Consider the following 25901-nt stretch of genomic DNA (forward strand, 5'->3'; position numbering starts at 1 on the left):
TTATGATTTGTAATTAAATATATAAGAAAAATATGTTTAATCATCTTTTTAAATTAATTAGCTTTCTACTTCATAATTTTATAAGAACTCTTTTTTTCTTTCAATAAAAACATTAGATCAATAATTTCAAAATAAAATGGTAAAAATTCACCAGTTATAATCATATTATTTATTTCTTGTTTTGTTGCTCATTTTACTTCTTCAACTTCTTCCTTTTGTAAAACTAATTTTTTAATTTCTACTTCTTTTTTAATTAGATAAAAATCATCAAATCCTTCACTAAAATTAATCGTAAATGATGGTCTGATATTTGAAAAATCTATTTCTAATCCTAACTCTTCTTTTGCTTCTCTTGCTGCTGTTGATTGGCTATTTTCACCAGTTGAAACAGAACCACTAACTGATGGTGTTCACATTCCAGTTCAATGCTTTCTTTCCTTAGAAACTTTTTGAATTAACATTTCTTCTTTATTATTAAAAATTCCAATAGTTATTTTTCTTCTATAAAAACCTTTTGGAGGTTTAGTCCCTCTTATCATTGTTTGATCAGTTTTATTACCTAATATGTCATATAAATCTAAAATTTCCATACGCGCCCCTTTAATTAATAAAATGATAACAAAAAATAATCCTATTGGGTTATCTTACAAACTTATATTTAATACTTATTTTATTGCTTAATTTTATAGATGTAAAATTTACTAGTGAGCTGACAAAGTAAAATAGCGCAATGAAACTAATCATCCCAGGTAATCATAAATAAACAGGTTGATCTGTTGGGTCCAATTGTGAATATGGAAATGGTGTAAATCAATCAGCTTTATCAGAATATTTAACAATCATTAATCCTCTAATAGAAATGAAAAATATATAAGCAAATGGAATAATACAATTTATTCAAGCTTTTTTCTTCATAAATTCTTTTGATGTTAAAGTTGATTCTCTTTCTCTTAGAATATAATAACCAATTACTACAAAAGGCAAAATTCAGTGTTCAAGAACTGACTTTAGTACTTTATATCAGGTGTTAAAACCAACTATTCCATCTCTTGAAGCGATAAAAGTAAATGTATAAATTAAAAACACAACTATTTGATAAGAAACAACCATTGTCATTACATTATCAGATTCTGCTCAAGCAATTCTTTTACTATTTTTTCTGAAATAATTTAATACAGCAGCTATTCCTCAAAAAGATGTTATTAATGTAGTTCATACTGAAAAGTATATAACTTGATTAATGATTGATTGATCAAAAGTAAGCGCACCACCTGATTCAGAATCTGGTTGAATAACAGACATTAATAAATCTATACCAACACAAAATATTGGAGTTATTGCAATAAACAGCAATAATGTTAATTTTATTTTATTTTTCATATTTTCCTTTAAATAACTTATGGCTAAAAAAACCCTATAAGTTAAATTGTATTGTTTTTTTGTTTAAGCGGGGTAAAAATAATTAAAAAACAGATAAATCTTTTAAGGATTCACCTGTTTTATTTAAATTTTTACTCTTCTTCATTCATTATTTTAAACGCTTCAATTTCTTTATATCGATCTATTATATTCATTCTGTAAAAGTTTTCAGGTAATCCCTTTGTTTCTACAAACTTATATTCAATATGTTCTTTTAATAAAATCAAGCGGTCAAAAATAATTTCATATTTAATTAATAGTGCAATAAATGCATTTGAGCTTTCAATCATTTCATCCGTTAAATCAATTGATAAATCATCAAAACCATCAATTGTTGATGTTAGATAATCTAATAGCTGATAAGCTACATCTAGCTTATCTTCTTTTGATTCATATTTACTAAATCTCTTTACTAACTCAACTAAATCTCTTCAACAATATTTGAATTCATCAGGAACTACTGTGTTTCTAACCATTGTAATTAATTCTTCATAGTATTTTTCTGTAAGTTCTAGAAATGCTTTATTTATAGCAACATCAATTCCGCTCTCATCAACAGCATTAAATGAATTTTCATCTATTTCATTAAATGCATTTACATAGTCTGAAACTATATTATAAAGGCCATCAATTCTTAAATGAAATACCCCACTAATGAACGATTTAATATATTCATTAGTTTTACAAATTTCTTCATTTTCTAAGAAACCTGGTAAGTTATCAATAGCAATTGCTTCTTGATTTTCTTTAATAAAATTATGATAATTTAAAGAGCCTAATCATTTTTCATGTAATTGTACAACCTCATCAAAAATAATATTATTTTCTGATGTATTTATTTGTATATATCAATCATCATTAATAAACTGCATTAGTCAATCTTCATATTTGAATTTTGTCATATTATAAACCCTTTCTAATCATCAAGTTTTAAAACTGCAATGAATGCTTCTTGTGGTACTTCTACACTTCCGATTTCTTTCATTTTCTTTTTACCTTCTTTTTGTTTATTAAGAAGTTTTTTACGTCTTGATTTATCAGCTGCATGTAGCTTTCAAGTTACATCTTTTCGATATGCTTTAATTGTTTCACGCGCTAAAACTTTATTCCCAATTGTTGCTTGAACAGGAACCTCAAAGTTTTGACGTGGAATTAATTCTTTAAGTTTTTTAGTTAAAGCAGCTCCTCTTTGATATGCAAAGTGTTTATTTACTATCATTGAGAATGCATCAACCATATCTCCATTTAATAAAATATCCATTTTAACTAATTGAGATTCTTGGTAACCAATCATTTCATATTCAAATGATGCATAACCTTTTGAAATAGATTTTAATTTATTAAAGAAATCAAAAATAATTTCAGCTAATGGCATATCATAAACTAACATCATACGATTATCATCAACAACTTGTAAATCTTTATAAGTTCCTAATTTGTTTTGACATAAACTCATTAAATCACCAACTGATTCTTTTGGTGTCATAATTTTTACATTGACAAATGGTTCTTCCATAAACTTGATTTTTTGTGGATCAGGTAATTTAGCGGGGTTATCAATTTCAATCATTGATCCATCAGTTAAATGAATCTTATAAATAACAGATGGTGCTGTTGCAATTAGATTTAGATTATATTCTCTTTCCAATCTTTCTTGCACAACTTCCATGTGTAATAGCCCTAAGAATCCAACTCTAAAACCAAATCCTAATGCTTGAGAAGTTTCGGGTTCATATACTAAAGATGAATCTGATAATTCCATTTTTTCTAAAGCTTCTTTGAAATCTTGATATTGGTTTGTATCAATTGGATAAATTCCACAATAAACCATTGGTTTAAGTTTTTTATAACCATCTAAAGCATGTAATGCTGGATTTGTAACAGTTGTTATAGTATCTCCGACATTAATGTCTTTAATAGTTTTAATTGAAGCTGCTACTCATCCTACTTCTCCAGCACTTAATTGATCTTTTTTGACTATTTTAGGGTTTTTTACTCCCAATTCAGTTACTTCATAACTACTTCCATTTGCCATAAGTTTGATTCTATCACCAACTTTGATTGAACCTTCTCTTACTCTAATTGACATAACAACACCCAAGTATTTATCATAGTAGCTGTCAAAGATTAAAGCTCTTAAAGGTTTTTCATCATCAGCATCATATGGTGCAGGAATTTTATTAACAATAGCTTCTAAAACATCTTCAACATTTAGTCCAGTTTTGGCACTAATTAATGGTGCATCACTACAATCAATTCCGATTGTATTTTCGATTTCTTCTTTTACTCTATCTGCATCAGCACTTGGTAAATCAACTTTGTTAATAACAGGGATTATTTCTAAATTATTTTCAATAGCTAAATAAACATTTGCAAGTGTTTGAGCTTCAATACCTTGTGTTGCATCAACTACAAGTATAGCTCCTTCACAAGCTGCAAGACTTCTTGAAACTTCATAAGCAAAGTCAACATGACCTGGAGTATCAATTAAATGAAAAGTGTATTCTTGTCCATCTTTTGCTTTGTAATATAATTGAACAGAGTTCAATTTAATTGTAATTCCACGTTCTCTTTCAATATCCATTGAGTCTAGCAATTGTTCTTGCATTTCTCGTTTAGTTACAGTATTAGTTAACTCTAAAATACGGTCTGCCAATGTTGACTTCCCGTGATCAATATGAGCAATAATACTAAAATTTCTAATTTTTGATTTATCCATGTTATCTCTTTCTTACTATTTAATAGTTATCTCTATATTTTTCTATAAATTTTAAAATATCATCAATTACTACTTCATTTAATTCTTCTTCTAATAATTTATTTTTAAGGTTTTGGTAAATTTTAAAGTCTGTATCTAAACCTAACTTAGTAAATCTATAAAATAATTTTTGCGAATCTTTTCCCATTTTTGTATAGTTATCTAATCCACCACTTTGAATTAAGATTGGTAGGTCTTTTGTTATAAATTCATTGTTTGAATTTTTTGAAATGAATTTATTTCCAACAGCAATATCTTTAAAAGCTGAAAAACTTAGTTTTAAATTACATAAAGGATCATTATTATACTTTTGAACATATTTTAAATCACTTGATAATCACTGATTATCAAATTTCAATAATGGATTATGACTTTTATTAATTCTTTTCTCTCTAATGTTATTAAGGAATTTTGCATCATTTCTTACATTAAAAATTACTTGATTTAAATTCATGTACTTTAAAAATAAATTTGAAATAAAATAATTATAATCACGAGTATTCATTAAAATTAATCCAGCAATTTCTTCTGAATATTTAATTGAAAAAGTTCTTGCTAAATTACCACCTAGTCCTTGACCTAGCATAAAAATTGGTAAGTCTGGATGATATCTTTTAATTCAAGTATTAATATTTTTAACATCCTCAACTAATTTACTTCACCCTTGTTTTTTATCAAAGAAAATGTTTGAACCATCAGATTCGTCTCTACTTTCTCCAATGCTTCTTAAATCAGTACCAACAACTAAAATGTTATGTTCTCCCATTAATTTAGCAAAGTCATCATACATTCCCATATGTTCATCAAAGTTTGGCACTACTTGAATAACAGCAATTGGTTTTTCAGATGTTTTTCATTCAAAATTAATTAATTCTTTTCCATCAATCATTTGTAATTGAAATTTTCTCATCTTCTAAACCTCCTTAACATATTCTTCAAATGTTGCATTAGCTGCTAATTGGTCAGCTAAGTCATTGTAATAATCATTACTATGACCTTTAACTCAAATAAATTCTATTTCAACTTTAGTTCTGATTTGATCAACATATTTAATATATTCAATGCCTTCATCAGATTTTGCTTTTCATTCATGATTAGCTCATTTGGCAATACCTTCATAATCATGATATAAATATAACTTTGGAATGTTATTAGCATATGCAAATAACATAACTCTTTTAGCACCTTGCAATTCTCCACTTACATTTCACATTGATTTTAATTCATCATCACGATATCTTTTAGAAAAGTGAAACTCTTTATTTTTTCACATTACAACAGCACCATATGAATAAGTGTTGTTTGCTTTTATAAAACTACCATCACTATATGCAACAGCTACATTTTCATTAATTTCAGCATTAATTTTAACAGGTTTAGGTTTTGAAACAACACCAGTTATGAAAGCTTCAGCATCAGCTTTACTTGAAAAAGATTTATAAACTGCATTATTGAATCCTTCAACTTGAGCTTTACATTCATCTCAAGTAGTATAAACACCAATGTTTCTTCCCTTTTTAACAGCGTAATATTTCATATCTAAACCTCCTTTTTCTTTATTAAATTAATAAGCTCTAGCAAAGTAAACTTTTAAAGTTGTTTCCTTATTACAATTAAAACATTTTTCAGTTTTATTATCTTGTTCAAATGGAATACAACGTGAGTTAGTTGAAGTTTGTTTTTTAACATCCTCTTCACATGCAATTTCTCCACAGAACGGAACTAAAACAAATCCTTGATTTTGACCTAAAATATTTTTATATTCTTCGATTGAACTAGCTTTTGAAGTTCTATCTTCACGGTTTTTCAATGCTTTAGCATATAAATTAGCATCATAGTCCTTAATCATTTGATCAACAATTGTTTCAACTTCATTTAAATTAACTTGAATTTTTTCTCTTGTATCTCTTCTTGAAATAGTTACTTGATTATTTTCTAAGTCTCTTGGTCCTACTTCAATTCTTAAAGGAATACCTTTGATTTCAGCTTCACTAATTTTAAATCCAAATGATTTATCAGTTTTATCAATATCAACACGGTATTTGTTTTTTAATAAGTTTCTAATCTCTTCAGTTACTTTAATTACTTCATCAGTTTCTTTAATTTGAATTAACCTAACTTGAATTGGTGAAACCATTGAAGGAAGTACTAATCCATTATCATCAGAATGAGTCATAATGATAGCTCCTATTAATCTTGTTGAAACTCCTCAACTTGTTGAGTAAGCATGTTCAAGTTTTCCTTCTTTATTTTGAAATTTAATTTCATAAGGTTTTGAGAAGTTATCTGCAAAGTAATGAGAAGTTCCACATTGTAATGCTTGTCCATCATGCATTAATGATTCAATAGTATATGTTGAATCAGCTCCAGCAAATTTTTCTTTCTCTGTTTTTTTACCAGGAATAACTGGTAATAACAACGCATTTTGAGCAAACTCAGTATATGTGTCTAAGATTTTTAAAGTTAAATCAGAAGCTTCAGTTCTATCTGAGTGAACTGTATGTCCTTCTTGTCATAAGAATTCACTTGTTCTTAAAAATGGTCTAGTTGTTTTTTCTCAACGCATTACATTAGTTCATTGATTAAAAATTAAAGGTAAGTCACGGTATGATTTAACTTCATTTTTAAAGAAATTAGCCATTAATACTTCACTAGTAGGTCTAATAAATAATGGTTCAGCTAATGGTGTATCTCCAACTCTTGTAACAGTTGCAATTTCAGGAGAGAATCCTTCAATGTGATCTTTTTCTTTTTGAAATAATGATTGAGGAATTAATAATGGAAAGTAAACATTTTCTACTCCAAGCTCTTTAAATTTTGCATCTAAATATTTTTGCATTAATTCTCAAATTGCATATCCATAAGGTCTAAAAATAATTGTCCCCTTAACTGGTCCATAACTAGCTAATTTAGCATTTAATACCGTATCTGTATATCATTGTGAGAAATCCACATCTCTTGGTGTTATTTTATCTAATTGTTTCATTTTCTACTCTCCTACTTTTACTAAGCCATCATGACTTAAATATAATTTTATTTCTAATCCTAATTCTTTAATAATGTTATTAGCATAATTATAATATTGTTCATCTCTTATTAGAATTCATTTGATTGTATCAAAGTGTATTGTTTCAATAATATTAATCATTCCAAATGATCTATCAAAGATTCAATCCTTTGTTGTGGTTTTTGCTAATTTTTCTGGGTCTATTCCAATAACACAAAACTTGCTAGTGTCAATTGCTGCATCACGTGATCATTTTCAAAAATGAGCTCTTGATGAAATATCAAAGTCTAAGTTACTTGAGTCTTGTTTTTGATGATAACCTCATACATGATAATTTTCATCTTTATTTAAATCTATTTCTTGGGTTGGTTGTATTCCATTTTTTAAAATATATCCGATGTTTCTAACGTCAGTATAAAATAAAAAACTTTTGATTCCTCTTTTTTTAATTAAGTCTAAAACTATTTCTTTTTCAGAACCAGCATTAACGAATAATGACTTAAAAAAGTTATCTAATTCATTTTCATTTAAAATATCGTCTTTGTCAGCTCTTCAAAAAAATAATTTATCCTTAAATGATTTTTTATTTCATTTCACTATACCACCCCAGACTATATAATATTATATAATTTTTTAACAATTTTTGATATAAAAAAGCCACCTATTAAGGTAGCTTCATTATTTTTACTGGCGGGTTAAAAGAGACTCGAACTCTTGCGCCGGAAACCGACCTAACACCTTAGCAGGGTGTCCTCTTCACCAACTTGAGTATTAACCCATTAATACACTTAATTATTATAACAATTAAGTGCAACATATTCAAAAAATTATTTATGATATTTTTCATTATTCATTATTTTAAAGGCACGATATATTTGTTCTGCCAATATAACTCTAAATAACTGGTGGGGTAATGTAATGTTTCCAAAAGAAACTTTTTTAAAATTTTGTGCTAAAAATTTATCACTATAACCATCACTTGGCCCTATAATAAATGCAATTTTTGCTTGTTTTAAATTCTTATTGTTTTCAATGATTGATGTAAATTCTTCTGTTGAATAATTTTTGGAACTAACGTCCATACAAATTATTTCATGATCAGAAAATGCTTTTAATTTTTCTAATAATAAATCAGAATTAATATTTTTATTCACAATATCTTCTTTTTGATATTCTTCTTTAAGTTCAATAACTTGTAAATTAGCATATTTGGAAATTCTGTTTGCGTATTCATTAAATGAATCAATAAAGAATTTTTTATCTAATTTACCAAAACAAATTATTTTAATATTCATTAGACGATTTGATTAAAAACCAAATCCTCCTTTACCCATTCCAGGCATTCCTGGCATACGTCCACTTTTCATCATTTTAGCCATTTCAAGAACTTGTTTTTTACCTTTTTCAAATGAGTTAATTAATTCATTTAATTCCTTTTCAGTACGCCCTGATCCACTAATAATTCTATTTTTTCTAGTCAATGATTTTAATAATTTAGGTTCTCTTCTTTCTTTTAATGTCATTGAATCCATTAAAATTGAAAATACAACTAATTTTCTTTGTGCATCAGTTATTTGATTTTCTGAAATTTTAGCACCAGGCATCATTTTCATGATTCCACCAATGTTCCCCATTTTTGATACTTGAACTAATTGATTTCTTAAATCTTCCAAATCAAATTGACCCATAAACATACGTTTCATGGTTTTTTGCATTGAACGTTCATCAATATTATCAACAACTTTTTCAAAAAGAGTTTCAATATCACCCATTCCAAGAATTCTATCAGCCATTCTTTTTGGATAGAATGGAGCAAGTGCAGAAACACCCTCTCCTTCACCAATAAATTTAATTGGTAATTTAGTCATGTATCTAATTGATAATGTAGCTCCCCCACGAGCATCTCCATCTAATTTAGTTACAATAACCCCTGTTAATTTTAATTGATTGTTAAATTCATTAGTTACATTAATAATTTCTTGACCAATCATTCCATCAACAACTAATAAAGTTTCATTTGGTGATGTTAGTTTTCTTAAGTCATTTAATTCATTCATTAATTCTTTATCAATTTGTAAACGTCCAGCAGTATCTAAAATAACAACATCATGCCCATTTTTTTCAGCAAATTCTAATGCTTGTTTTGCTGTTTTCAATGGTGATTGTTTTCCTTGTTCAAAAACTGGGATATTATTTTTATTACCTAATTCAACTAATTGATCAATAGCCCCTGGTCTGTAGATATCTAACCCTACTAATAAAGGTTTCTTAGTTTCTTTTTTAGCTAAGAAATGTGCTAATTTAGATGATGAAGTAGTTTTCCCTGAACCTTGTAAACCAACCATCATAATAACAGAAGGCTTTTTAGAAAGGTTTAAAGGTGCTTTTTCAGTTCCTAAAATATTAATTAATTCTTCATGAACTATTTTCAACATTTGTTGGTGTGATGTAACACCTTCTTGAATATATTCACCTACTGTTTTTTCTTTTATTTTACTAATTAATTCTTTTACAACTTCAACGTTAACGTCAGCTTCTAATAAAGCTAATCGTATTTCACGAAGTGTTTCTTGAATATTTTCTTCAGTCAATGTAGATTTTTTGATATTTTTCTCCATTGATTTTTTCATTCGTTTAGTTAAAAAATCTCCAAATGCCATATGCATACCTCCAGTTTTAATCTTTATTTATTATACCAAACTTAATATTCAAAATAAAAATGCCTAATGGCATTTTTTGAATTATTATTGAATTAGTATAATAATGTTTTTGGTGTTCTTGGGAATGGAATAACATCTCTAATATTTGAAGCACCTGTAATGTACATAATTAATCTTTCAAATCCTAAACCAAATCCAGCTGATTTGTAAAATCCATATTTTCTTAATCCAATATATCAGTCTAATTCTTCAGGATTAATGCCATAGAATTCACATCTTTCAAGAATTTTATCTAAGTTGGCTTCACGTTCACTTCCACCACATAATTCACCAATTCCAGGAACTAGTAAATCTACAGCAGCAACTGTTTTACCATCATCATTTTGTTTCATATAGAATGATTTTATATCTTTTGGATAGTTAATAACAAATGTTGGACACTTATTTACTTCTTCACAAATAAATCTTTCATGTTCTGTACCTAAGTCTAGTCCAAATTGAATGTTGTTTTCTTCAAATTTGTGACCATTTTCAATAGCTTTATGTAAAGTTTCTAAAACTTCTTCATATGTATTAACTTTGAATTCAGCATTTACTATACCAGTTATTTTATCAATTAATCCTGGTTCTAATTGTTCTTGTAAGAATTCTAATTCAGTCATGTTTTTTTCTAAAACATAGCCAACAACACTTTTTAACATATCTTGCATTAATTGAATATTGTCATTAATATCAGCAAATGCCACTTCTGGTTCAATCATTCAGAATTCTGAAGCATGTTTTGTTGTATGTGAGTTTTCAGCTCTAAAAGTAGGACCAAATGTATAAATGTTTTTAAATGCTTGAGCAAATGATTCACCGTTTAATTGCCCTGAAACAGTTAAACTAGCTTTCTTACCAAAGAAATCATTTGCATAATCCTTATCTTCATTAACAGTTACAACAAATTGTTCTCCTGCACCTTCAGCATCATTTGATGTAATGATTGGTGTAGTTACATAAACATAATTATTTTCTTGAAAGAATTTGTGAATTGCAAAAGCAGCTGTTGAACGAATTCTAAAAATTGCTTGGAAAGTTTTTGTTCTTGCTCTTAAATGCGAAATTTCTCTTAAAAATTCAGGAGAATGTTCTTTTTTTTGTAGCGGGTAATCTTCAACCGCTTGATCTAATAAAACAACTGATGTCGCATTAATTTCAAATGGTTGTGGTCTTGTTGGAGTTGGAATTAGAATACCTTCAATTTCAACAATTGAACTAACTCTAGCTTTAGTACCATCTTCAAAACCAATTGTTTCTGGTTTGTAAACAACTTGTAAGTCATTTAAAACTGTTCCGTCATTTAAAACCATAAAGCTAACTGCTTTACCTTGTCGATTTGATCTAACTCTACCAATAATTGTTACTTTTTGTTCTTTTAAAGTTTCATGGTTATCATATAAAAATTTAATGTCCATATTATTCTCCTTTTAATACATATTTTTCTATAAATTTACCAACACCACCGTTTAGGTTAGTATCAGTTTCATATTTAGCTATTTTTTTAATTGCAGGTACTGAATTACCCATTGCAACTGAATTTGGAATAACTTCAAACATGCTAATGTCATTCATGTTATCTCCGAAAATTAAAATTTCATCTAATTTAACATTTAATAGCTCCGCTAATTTTAATACACCATTACCTTTACTTGCGTTTACATTTATAAACTCGTAAATTGGTGTTGACTCTACATTACTTCTCATTTTATTCAAGACTGTGGATTTATTAGTTGTTTCAAATCATTCAAGCATAGCAGCTTCTTCTTGTTCCTCAACAAATATCATAAATTGAATTACATCTTGATAATTTTCAAATGTTTCAACATCAACTGCTTCTATATCATATTTATCAACTCAGTTTCTTTCCTTTAAAGACTTAACATTAATATCAAGTTTATTTCAATAAGCATGAGCTGGTATTTTTGTATATGCTAATGTAGGAATGTTTAATTCAAACATTTTTTGCATAAATTCTTTAACTAACTCAATATCAATTGTTTCACAATAAGTTGGTTCAAATGATGATACTCTTGAAATAACAGAACCATTTGAAAAAATTGAAATATTTGAATGCTTATCTACATCAAACATTTTAGCTCTAACTGATCCACTTGATCAACCTTGCCCTGTAACTACCGCTACATGAACACCTTGCTCAGAAACTTTTTTTAACATTTCTAAATCGAATTGATTTGAAATTTTTCCATGTTCTAAAATAGTTCCATCTAAATCTGTTGCAATTAATTTAATATTAGTTAATTTCATTTATTTACTTTCCCTTTTTCTTATTTTTTGTTGAATTTACATAGAAGGTATTAACTTCATATTTTTCTAAGAAATTATTATCAATAATTTCTGAGCTAATACCTAAACTTTTTAACGCTCTTTCTGTTGCTTCATCGTCTTTCATTATTTTGTTTTCAAACATTAATCAACGATACACTGTTTGGTAATAATGATGCTTTAATGATAAACAATGAGAAGAGTAATCATATATTAAAATTTCATCGTCTCTGGAATGAACTGATCTTTTAACAAATAGTCTCATTGAATCATCAAATGGAGTTACATTATCATTTCTACAATGCATTAAAAACATTGGAAAAATCATTTTCAAGTCTGATTCATAGTATTTAAAAACATCTAAATCATTTCAATCCAAATCAGTATCCTGAATTTGATTTTTAATAATTTTATTAATAGATTTACCAACTTTTTTATAACTTACAAGATTTTTCAATCAAACATTTCTTGTATGAACTAAAAGCGTTTTAATACTTCCGTAGTAAGAATCTGAAATTGCTCATTTAATATTATATTTAGAAAATTCTTCATTGTATTTTACAATACCATATTGCATTGTAAATCCACCCATACTCATACCAATTAAGCCTATTGTTTCTGGTTTGTGGTTTTCATATAATCATTTCATAGCAGCTCTAAAGTCCTTAACTTCACTAGCTCCCATAGTAACAAAGTCAGTATTTTCTGAATCACCATGGTTTCTAAAATCAAATACCAAAATGTTATAACCTAATTCAATGAATGGTCTAGCTTCAAATAAAGCTCAATATTTATGTCCAGCAAATCAATGTAATGAAACAACTCATTTTTTAGAATTTGGATCAGTAATGTACTTCATTCCTGAAATAATCACACCGTCTTCAGTTTCAAAATTAAAAGGGATTAAATTATCTGTAGCTTTTAATTGTAATTGAGGAGTTTTATAGAATTTACGCATAATTTTATTCATACGTCTTAATTCAGGATAATAATATTTGTTTTTATTTGTTTGACCCATTGTTGTTTCTAAAAGTTTATAAAAAAGTTTAAATCGCAAATTAACTCTTTTAAATATTTTAGTACCTAATTTTGATCTATACTTTTTATGCTTTTTTATACTTACCTTGGACATACATTAATCTCCTTATTTTTTTTCACTATTTAAGTAATGGTAAATTAATAAATCATTAAAGTAATGGAAAGGTAATGATTTTGAAATTAAAACATTATCATCATTAATTTCAACACCATCAACAATTAATGTATGAACTAAACTTGCATTTAATTCAACATCTTTTGAAGGCACCTTACCAGAAATAAAGATTGATTTACCTTTTTGTTTTTTAATTGCTTCAATAACTTTTGCTAAGTGAGTTGATGTTCCATATTTTGTTACAAAAATGTATAAATCATTTGTTTGAGTATTTTTGATTCTATTGTTAATTGAATCTCAGTCAGAGTCTAATAAAGTTACGTTTAAACCTTGATTATAGAAAAAGTTTGAAAGATCCATTGCTGGTCCTCTTAATACTGCTTCTCAGTAACAAACAATAATTCTTGGAGAAGAATCAATTAAATTAATTGTTTTAACTAAATTAGCTTTCTTAATTAAAGTATAGTTTTGCTTAATTAAATTAATGTATCCATTAGCTACATTTTCATCATTTTTTGCAATATTTAATTCTGCATGTTCAACATCGTTTGCTAAACAAATCATGAAGTCTCTATATCCATCAATATTCATTTTTTTCAATAAGTTATAAATTGCACTAAACCCTGTTTTTGCACGTCTTGCTAATTCATCAATCTTAATGTTTTCTTCTACTATTTGTTTTGAATTGGTTTTAATGTAATCAACAATAATTAATTCACGTGTAGTTAAATTATTTTCCTCAATTGTTGATAATTTTGCTAAAAAAGATCTCATATTTCCTCCGTTTTTTATAAATTTTGCATTTGTTTAATTATTTATTATATTTTATCATTTTTTGGAAATTAATTACTAATTTTCAATTTTTCATATGCCAATTTTGCTATCATTGCTGCATTATCTGTACAATATTCCATCTTTGGAACAAATGTGTTTGATATATTATATTTTTTTCCTAATGACATTATTATGTTTCTAATTTCACTATTAGCACTAACACCACCAGCTACTGTTAATGTTTTTGGCTTAAATTGAATAATTGCTTTTTCTAGTTTTTTCTCAACTATTTTTGTTGCTGCATATTGAAAACTAGCAGCAATATCTGCGACTGGTATTTCTTCACCTTTTTGAGTTAAATTATGAATAATATTAATAACTGCTGTTTTTAAGCCTGAATATGAAAAGTCATAACTATCATCATTTTTAGATATAGGAAATATAAAAGCTTCTTTATTTCCTTTTTGAGCCAATTTGTCAATTTTTGGTCCACCAGGATAGCCTAATCCCATTACTCTAGCTACCTTGTCATAACATTCACCAATAGCATCATCAAGAGTTGCACCTATCACCTCAAATTCATTAGGTGAGTTAACGATTTCAATTTGCGTATGTCCTCCACTAACAACCATAGCTAGTACTGGATAAACAAACTCATTTTCAATTGAAGCTCCATAAATATGTCCTTCAATATGATGTAATGGCATTAATGGTTTATCAATATAACTAGCGATAGTTTCAGCAACTAATTTACCTATGATTAAAGAACCTATTAAACCAGGTTTTTCAGTATATGCAACATGATCAATTTCTTCAATTTTTGTATTTGAAGATTCAAGTGCAGATTTGATTACTCAAGATATATTTTCCAAATGTAATCTTGCAGCTAATTCAGGTACAACACCACCAAAATTAACATGTTGTTCAATTTGAGAAGAAATAATATTAGTTAATATTGTTCCATCTTTAATAACTGAAATTGAAAATTCATCACAACTTGATTCAATAGCTAATATTTTCATTGTTTTCTCCTTATAACGATTTAATAAATTCTTCATACATTTTTGAAATGTTATAACCAAATTTTTGTGCATCTTGTGTATGTAAATAGTCAATTTTAAAGATATTTCCGTTTTTGAAAATCATAGTTAGATCTGCAATATCACCAAGTACACCTAATTTTACATCTTCTATTTGTTCTAAGCCATATTGTTTAATTTGACTTGCTGTTTGAATAAACTTGCTTATTGTAAATAGTCTTTTGTTTGTTAGTAAAACCATATGTGCAAAAGCATTTATTTCTCCCACAATAATATCTATAACGAATTCATCAGATAAAAAATATTTTTCAACTTCATGAAATTCTTTTTTATTTATTAATTCATATTTATCAAAATTGTAAATTCCTAATTTACTTAAGTATTCTTTGTTGTCCATAAATAGATTATAACAAATAAAAAAACCACATTATATGTGGTCTATTCATTATCAATTATTATTTGATTTGCATCTTCAACAATTTGCATTGCTTCATCTAAGTTGTTAATGATTGCTCCAGCAGCCATTTTGTGACCACCTCCACCTCATTTAACAGCTAATTCATTAACAGCAATACCATTTGAACGGAATTCAACTCTTCATTTTCCGTCCTCTCTGATTGAGAAAGTAATTCAAATGTCAATTCCTTCAATATCTTTTAATAAGTTTGAAAATTTACCATTTTCATCATAACTTAAATTATATTTTTTCATTAACTCATCAGTTAAGATAACATATCCAACTTTATGATCAGTTACTTTAGCTGATGCTATTAACTCTGATTGTAAAGCTAAAACCGGGAATGAACGTTTGTACATTGTTTTATACATTTCAAAAACATCAAAACCAGTTTCAATTAATCTAGCACATACTTCAAAAGTTCTCGGTGTTATTCCCCCAAATAAAAATCTTCCACTATCAGTACAAATACCATGATAAATTACTCTAGCTGCAACTGGTGTTATTTCTCAGTTATTATTAACAGCTAAATCTCCAACCATTTCACTTGCACTTGTATAATTTACATCAACTCATGATAGATCTCCATATGGTGTTGCATCTGGGTGGTGATCAATTTTTAGTAAAAATGCACCCTTATCATAATTTTGATTATCAATTCTTTCAACATTACCACAATCAGTAACAATTACTAATGCGTCCTTAAATATTGCTTCGTCTGTAAAAACATCAGGTGTTCCAGCATGTTTTAAATATCCAATTTCTTCACCAAATGCATAAACTTCCTTATTTGGGTAATTTGTTTTAATTAATTCTTTTAATCCTAATTGTGAACCATAAGCATCTCCATCTGGAACAATATGTCTTAAAATAATTATCTTGTCATATTTTTCAATAACTTCTTTTATTTGTTTATAAATTGTCATAAATCTCCTTTTATATTATTAATATTTTACCAACTATTTGATAGAACATTTTATTTTACAACAAAAAAAGCAATCCCTTACGGAATTACTAATTTTTATTAATATTAAAGAGCTAATTATTTAGCTGCTTTTGTAGATTTTGTAGATTTTTTTGTTTTTGCAATTTTTAATGCATCTGCTTCAACTGCTTTACGTAATTCTCTAGCCATGTTTGGTGAAATTAAGTTGTTGATTAAGAAACTTGAAATTGATAAGTAAATTCAGAATCCAACTAAAGTAACTCCATTAATTGCTGAGAAAATGCTTTGTAAGCTATGTCCATCTGGTCCATATAAAGCCATAAAGTTTGAAACAGTAGCGATAGTTCATGCGATCATTGGTAAAATGATTCCATCAACTAATAATTTTTTAGATAATGTTTTGTGTTGTTTAAAGCTATCTACTAATGTAGCAATTACATAGAATATTAAACTTGTTGATAATACTAAGTAAGCTACTGCTGAGAATCAAACTCAAATTTGAGATGATGATCCTGGAGCAACGATGTTAACTTTTGATACACCAACAATTCCTGCTGAAATTGTAATGAAAGTTAATACGTATAATGAGTAGAAAATAATAGCTGGTTTAACTAAAATATTTTTGATGTTTTTGTATTGTTCATTTCTGAAGATCATTAATGAATGAGCAATAATAGTTAAAATTACTCAAGAAACGAAGAATGTAGCTGCTACAGCTAATGTTCTTACATCACCTGTTAAATTAGAAACTAATCCATTAATTAATCCACCAACAAATGCTGAAATAATAACTGCTGGTATAAACATTGCAACTAAGAAGAAGTTGAATTTGAAGATTTCTAGACTATAAATTTTTCATCCTAAATTGTTATCGGCTTTATCTTGTAATGCTTTGTGATAAGCAATTGAGTATTTTGAACCTGTTGCACAGTATTCATATCCACGTTTTAAGTCGAAGAATAATTCATCTCCACGACCATTGATTGAACGTCTTCTTTCTTTTTCATACATTTCTTTGATTGATTCTGTAACAACTTTTGCTGCTTCAGCAAAAACTGTTAAGTCTCCTTCTTTGATAAGTACTGAACAAATTTCATCCATCATAATGTTTAAGAATTCTGGTTTGAAGGCCAATCCTGAATATGCTGCATAATCAGCTTTAACTGCATCAAAGTTTCCTTCTGCTAATTTAACTTGTAATCCTTCAGTAAATGAAATTGTTTTTTGGTAGTTGTATAAAACGTTTGACTGACGGTTTTTCATGTATGATTTCATTCCAATAACTGTTCCAAATAATAATTGTTTTGTTAATGGTACGAACATTGCAAATACTCCCCCAACTAAAATCATTTTGAATGGATCCAATAATGTTTTTAGTAATGAGTTAGCCGCCATAAATCCGTTTAATGTATAATTCCCACCGTTTGCGTTAGCAGCATTAATAAGAATTTTAACAAATTCTACATTTGTAGCTCCCCCAAGTGTAAATGCACTTGAAGTTAAGAATGCATCTTTTGTGCCTGGCCCTACTGGAACCATAACTAAAAGATCTTTAGCTTGTAATGTTGATCCTGCTGCTTTTAACATATCGTCAATAGCAGTTGAGCCTGTAATTCCTGCTACAGCTAACAATTCATCTAAAGTTTTGTTTCAGTTTGTACCTGATCCTAATTGAACTGCACCAATGTTGTAAATAGCAACTGAATCAATTCAAGCTGAGTAACCAAAGTAAATAACTGCAACAACTAGTAATAAAATAACTAATCTAACTGTTTTTCTCATTTTCTCTATTCCTTTCTTTTAACCAAAATATTATAACAAAAAAATCAGTGTCAATACTGATTTTTTGTTTTTTTGCACCCTTATTTAATTACAATGTTAACAATTCTATCAACAACAGCAATCTCATTAATAATTTCTTTATCCTTAATATAGCTAATAATATTCTCGTGTTTCTTAGCTAATTCTAATAATTTATCTTTAATAGTTCCTTTTTCTACTTCAATAGTAGCTCTTAATTTACCATTAATTTGTAAAGCAATAACAACTGTGTTTGAAACTAATTTACTTGGATCAAAGACTGGTCAAGCTTGTTTTGTAATTGAAGGAGCATGTCCTAGTTTTTCTCATAATTCTTCTCCAATGAATGGAGCATAAATACTTAGCATTTTTACAAACCCTTCAATGTAAGGACGATATACTGGTCCTTCATGTTTATAAACTGCATTAACAAATATCATTAATTGTGATATTGCTGTATTAAATTTTAATGATTCAATCATTTCACTTACATTTTTAACTACATCATTATAAACAAAGTCTAATTTAGTATCATTTACATCAGTTAGTTCAGTAGAAACAACCATTCTATAAGCTCTATGAATTCATTTTAAAGCAGAATCTAAACCATCTTCACTTCATGGTAAAGAAGCATCTAATGGCCCCATGAACATTTCATATAATCTTAAACTATCAGCACCATGTGTTGAAACAATATCATCAGGATTAATTACATTTCCTCATGACTTAGACATTTTTCTACCATCTGGTCCTAAAATCATTCCTTGATTGAATAATTGTTTAAATGGTTCTTTAACTGAAGTAATTCCTAGATCATATAATACATAGTTTCAAAATCTTGCATATAGCAAATGACCAACTGCATGTTCTTGTCCACCAACATATAAATCAACTGGCATTCATTTTTCAAAACGTTTTTTAGCTTCTGCACTATCAATGTCAATAAATTCATTTTCTCCATCAGCTAAGATATAAGCTAAGTAATATCAACTTGATCCTGCAGATTGAGGCATTGTATTTGTTTCTCTTCTGTATTTAACACCATTAATTTCTACATTAACTCATTCTTCAACATTAGCTAATGGTGATTCTCCAGTACCACTTGGTTTAATGTTTGTAATTCTTGGTAGTTCTACTGGTAAATCTTCAATTAAAGTAATTTCTTGGTTTGGTTCATATAAGACTGGGAATGGTTCACCATAAAATCTTTGACGTGAGAATAATCAGTCTCTTAGTTTATAGTTTGTTTGTTCTCTTCCTCAACCTTGTTCAACAGCAATTTTTGTCATAGTTTCAATAGCTTGTTTTTTATCCATTCCATTTAGAATGTCTGAGTTGATAATTTTACCTTCTCCAACAAAAGCTTTTTCATCAGTTTTGCTTTCAATGACAAATTTTTTCTCTAAGTTAAATTTAGTTGCAAACTCTCAATCTCTTTTATCATGAGCAGGCACAGCCATAACAGCACCAGTTCCATAGTTGGCTAATACATAATCACTTACTCATACTTGAACTAACTCACCAGTGTGAGGATTAATTGCATAACTTCCAGTGAATACTCCAGTTTTTGGTTTTGATTCATCTTTACGATCAATCTCTGATTTGTTTTTTGCTAGTTCAATATAAGTTTGAACTTCACTTAATTGTTCAGCAGTTGTAATATTTAATACTTGTTCATGTTCTGGAGCTAAAACAATATAACTAACTCCATAAATAGTATCTATTCTGGTAGTGAAGACAGGAACTTTAATATCATTAACTAAAAAGTCTAATTCAACACCAGTTGATTTACCAATTCAATTTCTTTGTAAATCTTTAATTGAACTATTTCATTCTAGTTCATCTAATCCTTCTAATAAACGATCAGCATATTCTGTAATTTTTAAAACTCATTGACGCATTTTACGTTTAGTTACTGGATGTTCTCCACGTTCACTAACCATTAATCCATCTTTTTCAATAATTTCATCATTAGCTAGAACAGTTCCTAATTCTTGACATCAGTTAACTTCAACATCACGATTTTCTGCTAAACCTTTTTTATACAGTTGATTAAATATTCATTGAGTTATTTTGTAGTAGTTTGGGTTAGCTGTTGAAATTTCTTTATCAAAGTCATAACTAAATCCCATCATTTTTAATTGGCGTTTAAATGTTTTAATATTTTCTAAAGTGAAATCAATTGGATCATTACCTGTTTTTAATGCATATTGTTCTGCTGGTAATCCAAAGGCATCTCAACCCATTGGATGTAAAACATCATATCCATTCATTCTTTTATAACGAGAAAAAACATCAGTTGCAGTATATCCTTTAACGTGACCAACATGAATACCTGCTCCACTTGGGTATGGGAACATATCTAATACATATGATTTTTTATCTGATGTATTAGTTGTTTTGTTTGTATTATTTTCTTCTCAATATTTTTTTCATTTCTTTTCGATCGCTTTATGTGAAAATTCCATTTTAAACTCCTTATAAATATAAACTATTATTAATTTTACTATTTTTTAAAAAATAAAAAAAGTAATAATCAAATGATTATTACTTGTGATATCTAATGGTCGGAATAATTGGACTTGAACCAACGACCTCTCCGTTATCAGCGGAGTGCTCTAACCAGCTGAGCTATATTCCGAAAACAAAAATATTGTATTATTTTTACAATATTAAGTCAATAGAAAAGTGAATAAAAAAATAAAAAAAGACAGCACTGACTGTCTTTTCATATATTTTGCTGAAAATATATAATTAACGTTTTGAGTATTGAGGTGCTCTACGTGCTCCACGAAGACCGTATTTTTTACGTTCTTTAATACGTGCATCACGTGTTAGTAACCCAACAGCTCTTAACCCTTTACGGTAATCTTCACTAGCAACTAATAATGCTCTAGCAATTCCTAAACGAGTTGCTCCAGCTTGACCAGTAAATCCTCCACCTTTAACTGTAACAGTGATATCAAAATCTTTTTCTGTTCCAGTTGCTACAAGTGGTTGTTCTAAGTCTTGAACTAATGTTGGATATGGGAAGAATTCTAATGCAGGAACACCATTAACAATGATGTTTCCTTTTCCAGGAGTTAAGATAACTTGAGCTACAGAAGTTTTTCTTCTTCCAGTTCCTCTATAAATAACTTTTTCTGCCATTATTTGTTATCTCCTTTTTTTACGAATGTTAAAACTTCTGGTTTTTGAGCTGCGTAAGGGTGGTTTTCACCAACAAATACGTGTAATGCTCTAAATTGATTTCTTCCTTGTACATTTTTTGGTAACATCAAACGAATTGAACGTTCTAAAATTTTAGTTGCATCTAATTCTCTTTGAACTGCTACAGTTCTTCTTCTTAGTCCACCTGGGTGCATTGAGTGGTGGTAGTATGTTTTATCTGATTCTTTTTTACCAGTAAATAATACTTTCTCAGCGTTAATGATGATAACGTGATCACCATTGTTCATGTGAGGTGTGAAGTCAACTTTATGTTTACCTCTTAAGATTCTAGCTACTTCTGTAGATAATCTCCCCACATTTTGTCCTGCTGCATCAACAATATATCAATTTTTTTTGATATCTTTTGCAGCAATTAATGTTGTTTGTTTCATGTGCTTTTTCTCCTCTTATTTGACTTGTCCGGGGTCTTATAAATGTAGTAAGCAAAAATATTATAATACATTTGTTTGTAAATTTAAATTCCTAAATGAAATTTTTTATATATAAAGGTAAAATTTCTTCAATTTCATCAACTAATCTAAATTTTTTTTCTAATAAGTTAAATGTTTGAATATAATCTAAAGATTCATTATCTTTTTTAATTATAAAGTCATTATAAGTTTTTTTAATATCATCTAATTCAGATAAGTTAACAACTGTTTCTTCTATTAAAGACTTTTGATTTTCATATACTCCAATATAATATTTATTTCCTCTAGCATCTAATATTGAAATAGCTTGATCATTTGCTGCTTGAAATGCTAATGAATTCATTAAATACACTTTGATTTCATTATTTAAAGTTTTTAAAGTTTTAACAATTGTTAAGCCAACCCTAACACCAGTATAACTACCAGGACCATTAGTTAAATAAAATTCTTGAATATCATTAATTTTTAAATTATTTTTGCTTAATAACTTAGTGATAGTAGATAATGCTATATCACTAACCTTTTTAGTGTCAGGCAATATTAGACTGTCGATTATCTGATCATCTTTTTTTAGTATTAAAACTAATTTTCAATTACATGTATCTATAAACAATTTCATCTTAATAATTTCTTTCTATTTTAATTTCTCTGGTGTTTTCATCAATTACCAATATTTCAATTTTTATATTTTTAAATTCATCAAAGTCATAATTTAAATTTGTTCATCATTCAATAATGTTAATATTGTTATCAAATTCTTCTAAAAACATTTCAATATTTGATTGTTTGTCTAATCGATATGCATCCATATGATTTATGACGAAATTATTAGTAGTTTCATATTGATTCAAAATATTAAAAGTTGGGGATGTTACATTTTCTTCAACTCCCAATGATTTAATTAATTGCTTTGTTAAAGTTGTTTTACCTGCACCAAGATCACCTGTTAATAATAAATAAACTTCACCATTAACGCTTTTTAGTTCATCAGCGATTTTAATGGCTAATTCTTTAGTTTCATTAATGTTTTTAATAATCATTAAAATCACCTCTTTCATTATTAAATTATATAAAAAAATACCTATTAAAGGTATTTATAATCATTCTTTAAATTTTTTGATGTATAGTTTTTTAACTAATTGAGCTAGAAGGATGTAAGTTCCAACAAATCCCAATGCTACAAATATAAATGATCAGTGTGGTGTTGACATTTGAACCAATTGATTAATTGGTGTAAATGGAATCAATATAGCAGCTAAACAAATTACAATAGTTGCTATCAACATTGACATTGAACATTTAGATTGTATAAACGGTGTTTTTTCAGTTCTGTATACTTGCATTACAGCTGTTTGAGTCATTAATCCAACAACGAATCAAGAAGCATGGAATTGCATTCTTGTATGTTCAGTTTCTGCGCCTCCTTGGAATGCTACTAAATGGTATCCAAATATTAAAACTAAGAATGTTGATATATCAAATATAGAACTTATAGGTCCATTTATAACTGCGAACCATATTATATTTTTTGTTGTAAACGGTCTTGGTTTTTGTAAAAACTCTTCATCAACATTATCAAAAACTAGAGCAAACATTACAAAGTCATATAATAAATTTTGCAACAGCAAGTGAAGTGCTAACATTGGCTGTTCTTCAGTCAAGAATAGTGCAACAATAACAGAAATAACATTACCAAAGTTTGATGCAACTGTTACTTTAATGTATTTAAGCATATTAGCTAAACTTTTACGCCCTTCAATAACAGCATTTTCAATAGCCATTAATGATTCACTTGTTAAGATCATATCAGCTGCATCTTGAGCAATATTTGATGCTTCACTAAATGAAATAGCTACATCAGATTCTCTAAGAACTGGAGCATCATTAATTCCATCTCCCATGAAACCAACTACATGCCCTTGCGCTTGTAAAGCTGCAATAATTGTTGATTTATGAATTGGTGATAATTTTACGAATACATTAGCTTCAACAACAGCTTTGTGTAATTGTCTATCATCCATAGCTTCAATTTCTGCACCAGAAAATAATTTAGTTATTTCAAAGTCAACATTTTTACAGATTGCTCTTGTAATAATTTCATTATCACCAGTAAGAACCTTTGTTGAAATTCCTTTTGATGCTAAATTTTTAATTAATTTTTTTGAGGTTTTTTTAGGTTTATCAAAGAAAGTACCAAATCCATAAAAAATTAGTTCTTCTTCAACGTCTTCGTCATGTAAAACATTATGAGCTATACCGATCACTCGATAACCTTCAATATTTAATTCATGAGTTTTTTTCAAAATCATTTTCTTTAACTTAGCATCTAATTTTTCTATTTTTCCATTAATAGAAATTCTATTACATACTTTTAAAACTTCTTCTACAGCACCCTTTGTAAAGATTTCTTTATCTTTTTTACTAGTTAAAATCACAGATAAAATCTTTCTTTCAAAGTCAAAAGGTATTTCTCATTCTTTGGTATAGTCATCTACATCAGGTTTCTTAATTTTTGATGATAAAACAGCACTATCAATAGGATTTTGAAATCCTGATTGGAAATAACTATTTAAATATAAAACATTTTCTAAAAATTCTGATTTTTCACCATTAACTCCGGTTACTTTATTTAAACTAATTTCACCACTTGTAATAGTTCCTGTTTTATCTGTACATAAAATATCAATAGCACCTATGTTTTGTACTGAATTTAAATTCTTAACAATCATTTCACCATTTTTTTCAATTTGTTTGTATCCTCTTGTTAAGTTTGAAGTTACAATAATTGGTAGCATTTCTGGTGTTATACCTACAGCAATAGCAATAGTAAACATTGCACCTTTAACTCAATCTCCTTGTTGTAAACCTGAGATTAATAAAACAACAGGAATTACAGCAACCATAAAGGCAATTAAGTATAATGTGATTCTTTTAATTCCCTTTTCAAATGAAGAGCTTTTTCTTTTTTCTTTAACTTTGTTATCAATTAATGAGAAATAGGTATTTTGTCCAGTTGCAACAACAATTGCCAATCCACTTCCAGACATTACTTCTGTTCCCATGTAACCTATATTTTCATAACTTAAGTGAGATTCAAATTCTTTATCATGTAAATCTTTTTTTTGTACTGGGAAACTTTCACCAGTTAAAGATGATTGGTTAACATATAAATTATTTGATCAAATAATTCTAACGTCAGCTGGAATAATATCTCCGTTTACTAAATAGATAACATCTCCTGGAACTAACTCATCATTTTCAATAACTTCGGCTTCTTTAATCATTCTAATTGAATTAGCGTTATCTACTGATTTATAGTTGTATGAAATATTTCTTATAACTTTTGATGTTTTTTTATTCTCAGTTATCATTCTTTTAATAACTAAATGAGATCTAATTTCTTGAATGAATGCCATTGTTCCACTAGCTAAAATCATAATTAGCACAATAATAGCAGCTACAAGTGAAAATGTATTTGGATCACTAACATATTCATAAAAGTTAAATGCATCAATCACCATTAAAATAACATTAAATGGTGAAAAAAATGATTTAGCAAATACAAGGAAGACATTAAATCTTGCTGGTTTTAATTCTTTCCCACCGAATTTTTCTCTATTTATTTCAACTTGTTCGTCGTTTAAACCAAAACTATTTATTTCAAATTGTTTTAGTAATTTATTATTATCAGAGTCTACGTAATTGATTAATTCAATTTTTGTATTATTGTTTAATTTCTTTAGTCTTTTCATAAATTTTCCTTTTCTATGAATGCCTAAATACTAAAATTTTAACGATTAAAAATTAGTGATTTAAAAGCACTCTCAATAAAATTTAATCCATTAAATAAACTCTGGGATGGAATACTCATAAAATCACCTCTTTCATTTTCTTTTAGATTATAGCATAAAAAGTAAAATG

The 25901-nt window shown here is 27.8% G+C and carries 24 protein-coding genes and 2 tRNA genes; all 26 read right to left on the reverse strand.

Features of this window, described 5'->3' with window-relative positions; genetic code table 4:
- Window positions 1-65 precede the first annotated feature (65 nt).
- Window positions 66-590, reverse strand: coding sequence for an NUDIX hydrolase (locus MCOLE_RS02540; RefSeq protein ID WP_100671175.1), 525 nt, complete (start codon window positions 588-590; stop codon window positions 66-68).
- A 49-nt stretch (window positions 591-639) separates the two neighbouring features.
- Entirely contained in the window at window positions 640-1380 is a 741-nt protein-coding gene (locus tag MCOLE_RS02545) for a hypothetical protein (RefSeq protein ID WP_100671177.1), read from the reverse strand.
- Window positions 1381-1511: 131 nt separating this feature from the next.
- The gene (locus MCOLE_RS02550) at window positions 1512-2321 is read right to left on the reverse strand and encodes a hypothetical protein (RefSeq protein ID WP_100671179.1); all 810 of its coding nucleotides are present in this window, start codon (window positions 2319-2321) and stop codon (window positions 1512-1514) included.
- A 14-nt stretch (window positions 2322-2335) separates the two neighbouring features.
- Entirely contained in the window at window positions 2336-4138 is a 1803-nt protein-coding gene (gene lepA / locus MCOLE_RS02555) for a translation elongation factor 4 (protein ID WP_100671181.1), read from the reverse strand.
- Window positions 4139-4157: 19 nt separating this feature from the next.
- The gene (locus MCOLE_RS02560; protein WP_100671183.1) at window positions 4158-5087 is read right to left on the reverse strand and encodes an alpha/beta fold hydrolase; all 930 of its coding nucleotides are present in this window, start codon (window positions 5085-5087) and stop codon (window positions 4158-4160) included.
- A gap of 3 nt (window positions 5088-5090) precedes the next feature.
- Window positions 5091-5714, reverse strand: a complete 624-nt coding sequence (locus tag MCOLE_RS02565; RefSeq protein WP_100671185.1) for a ribonuclease H1 domain-containing protein — start codon at window positions 5712-5714, stop codon at window positions 5091-5093.
- Window positions 5715-5741: 27 nt separating this feature from the next.
- The gene (proS, locus tag MCOLE_RS02570) at window positions 5742-7163 is read right to left on the reverse strand and encodes a proline--tRNA ligase (protein ID WP_100671187.1); all 1422 of its coding nucleotides are present in this window, start codon (window positions 7161-7163) and stop codon (window positions 5742-5744) included.
- A 3-nt stretch (window positions 7164-7166) separates the two neighbouring features.
- Window positions 7167-7781, reverse strand: coding sequence for a hypothetical protein (locus MCOLE_RS02575; protein WP_167373853.1), 615 nt, complete (start codon window positions 7779-7781; stop codon window positions 7167-7169).
- Between the two features lie 91 nt (window positions 7782-7872).
- Window positions 7873-7962, reverse strand: a tRNA-Ser gene (locus MCOLE_RS02580).
- A 49-nt stretch (window positions 7963-8011) separates the two neighbouring features.
- Entirely contained in the window at window positions 8012-8479 is a 468-nt protein-coding gene (locus MCOLE_RS02585) for a 23S rRNA (pseudouridine(1915)-N(3))-methyltransferase RlmH (protein ID WP_100671191.1), read from the reverse strand.
- A gap of 12 nt (window positions 8480-8491) precedes the next feature.
- Window positions 8492-9844, reverse strand: coding sequence for a signal recognition particle protein (gene ffh / locus MCOLE_RS02590; RefSeq protein ID WP_100671193.1), 1353 nt, complete (start codon window positions 9842-9844; stop codon window positions 8492-8494).
- A gap of 92 nt (window positions 9845-9936) precedes the next feature.
- Window positions 9937-11301, reverse strand: coding sequence for an asparagine--tRNA ligase (gene asnS, locus MCOLE_RS02595; protein WP_100671195.1), 1365 nt, complete (start codon window positions 11299-11301; stop codon window positions 9937-9939).
- Between the two features lies 1 nt (window position 11302).
- On the reverse strand, window positions 11303-12151 hold the full coding sequence (locus tag MCOLE_RS02600) for an HAD family hydrolase (RefSeq protein WP_100671197.1): 849 nt from the start codon (window positions 12149-12151) through the stop codon (window positions 11303-11305).
- A 4-nt stretch (window positions 12152-12155) separates the two neighbouring features.
- On the reverse strand, window positions 12156-13226 hold the full coding sequence (locus tag MCOLE_RS02605) for an alpha/beta hydrolase family protein (protein WP_208612156.1): 1071 nt from the start codon (window positions 13224-13226) through the stop codon (window positions 12156-12158).
- 87 nt (window positions 13227-13313) lie between these two features.
- Window positions 13314-14096: a MurR/RpiR family transcriptional regulator gene (locus MCOLE_RS02610; RefSeq protein WP_100671201.1), complete on the reverse strand. Its 783-nt coding sequence runs from the start codon at window positions 14094-14096 to the stop codon at window positions 13314-13316.
- A 68-nt stretch (window positions 14097-14164) separates the two neighbouring features.
- Entirely contained in the window at window positions 14165-15118 is a 954-nt protein-coding gene (tsaD, locus tag MCOLE_RS02615; RefSeq protein WP_100671203.1) for a tRNA (adenosine(37)-N6)-threonylcarbamoyltransferase complex transferase subunit TsaD, read from the reverse strand.
- Window positions 15119-15128: 10 nt separating this feature from the next.
- Window positions 15129-15533, reverse strand: coding sequence for a PH domain-containing protein (locus MCOLE_RS02620; RefSeq protein ID WP_100671205.1), 405 nt, complete (start codon window positions 15531-15533; stop codon window positions 15129-15131).
- 41 nt (window positions 15534-15574) lie between these two features.
- Entirely contained in the window at window positions 15575-16519 is a 945-nt protein-coding gene (locus MCOLE_RS02625; protein ID WP_100671207.1) for a DHH family phosphoesterase, read from the reverse strand.
- Between the two features lie 116 nt (window positions 16520-16635).
- Entirely contained in the window at window positions 16636-18321 is a 1686-nt protein-coding gene (locus MCOLE_RS02630) for a hypothetical protein (RefSeq protein ID WP_100671209.1), read from the reverse strand.
- 80 nt (window positions 18322-18401) lie between these two features.
- The gene (leuS, locus tag MCOLE_RS02635; protein WP_100671211.1) at window positions 18402-20807 is read right to left on the reverse strand and encodes a leucine--tRNA ligase; all 2406 of its coding nucleotides are present in this window, start codon (window positions 20805-20807) and stop codon (window positions 18402-18404) included.
- A 96-nt stretch (window positions 20808-20903) separates the two neighbouring features.
- Window positions 20904-20980 (reverse strand) — tRNA-Ile (locus MCOLE_RS02640).
- A gap of 113 nt (window positions 20981-21093) precedes the next feature.
- Window positions 21094-21489, reverse strand: coding sequence for a 30S ribosomal protein S9 (gene rpsI / locus MCOLE_RS02645; RefSeq protein WP_011183390.1), 396 nt, complete (start codon window positions 21487-21489; stop codon window positions 21094-21096).
- Entirely contained in the window at window positions 21489-21941 is a 453-nt protein-coding gene (gene rplM, locus MCOLE_RS02650; protein WP_011183391.1) for a 50S ribosomal protein L13, read from the reverse strand. Before rplM ends, rpsI begins: the two co-directional genes overlap by 1 nt.
- A 91-nt stretch (window positions 21942-22032) precedes the next feature.
- On the reverse strand, window positions 22033-22599 hold the full coding sequence (gene tsaB, locus MCOLE_RS02655; protein WP_100671213.1) for a tRNA (adenosine(37)-N6)-threonylcarbamoyltransferase complex dimerization subunit type 1 TsaB: 567 nt from the start codon (window positions 22597-22599) through the stop codon (window positions 22033-22035).
- A gap of 1 nt (window position 22600) precedes the next feature.
- Complete coding sequence (tsaE, locus tag MCOLE_RS02660; RefSeq protein WP_100671215.1) at window positions 22601-23020, reverse strand: tRNA (adenosine(37)-N6)-threonylcarbamoyltransferase complex ATPase subunit type 1 TsaE; 420 nt, start codon at window positions 23018-23020, stop codon at window positions 22601-22603.
- 54 nt (window positions 23021-23074) lie between these two features.
- Window positions 23075-25732 (reverse strand): magnesium-translocating P-type ATPase, encoded by a 2658-nt coding sequence (mgtA, locus tag MCOLE_RS02665; protein WP_100671217.1) that lies wholly within the window; start codon window positions 25730-25732, stop codon window positions 23075-23077.
- Window positions 25733-25901: the final 169 nt, after the last annotated feature.

Source organism: Mesoplasma coleopterae, assembly GCF_002804245.1.
In the GTDB taxonomy this organism is placed as follows: Bacteria; Bacillota_I; Bacilli_A; order Mycoplasmatales; family Mycoplasmataceae; genus Mesoplasma; species Mesoplasma coleopterae.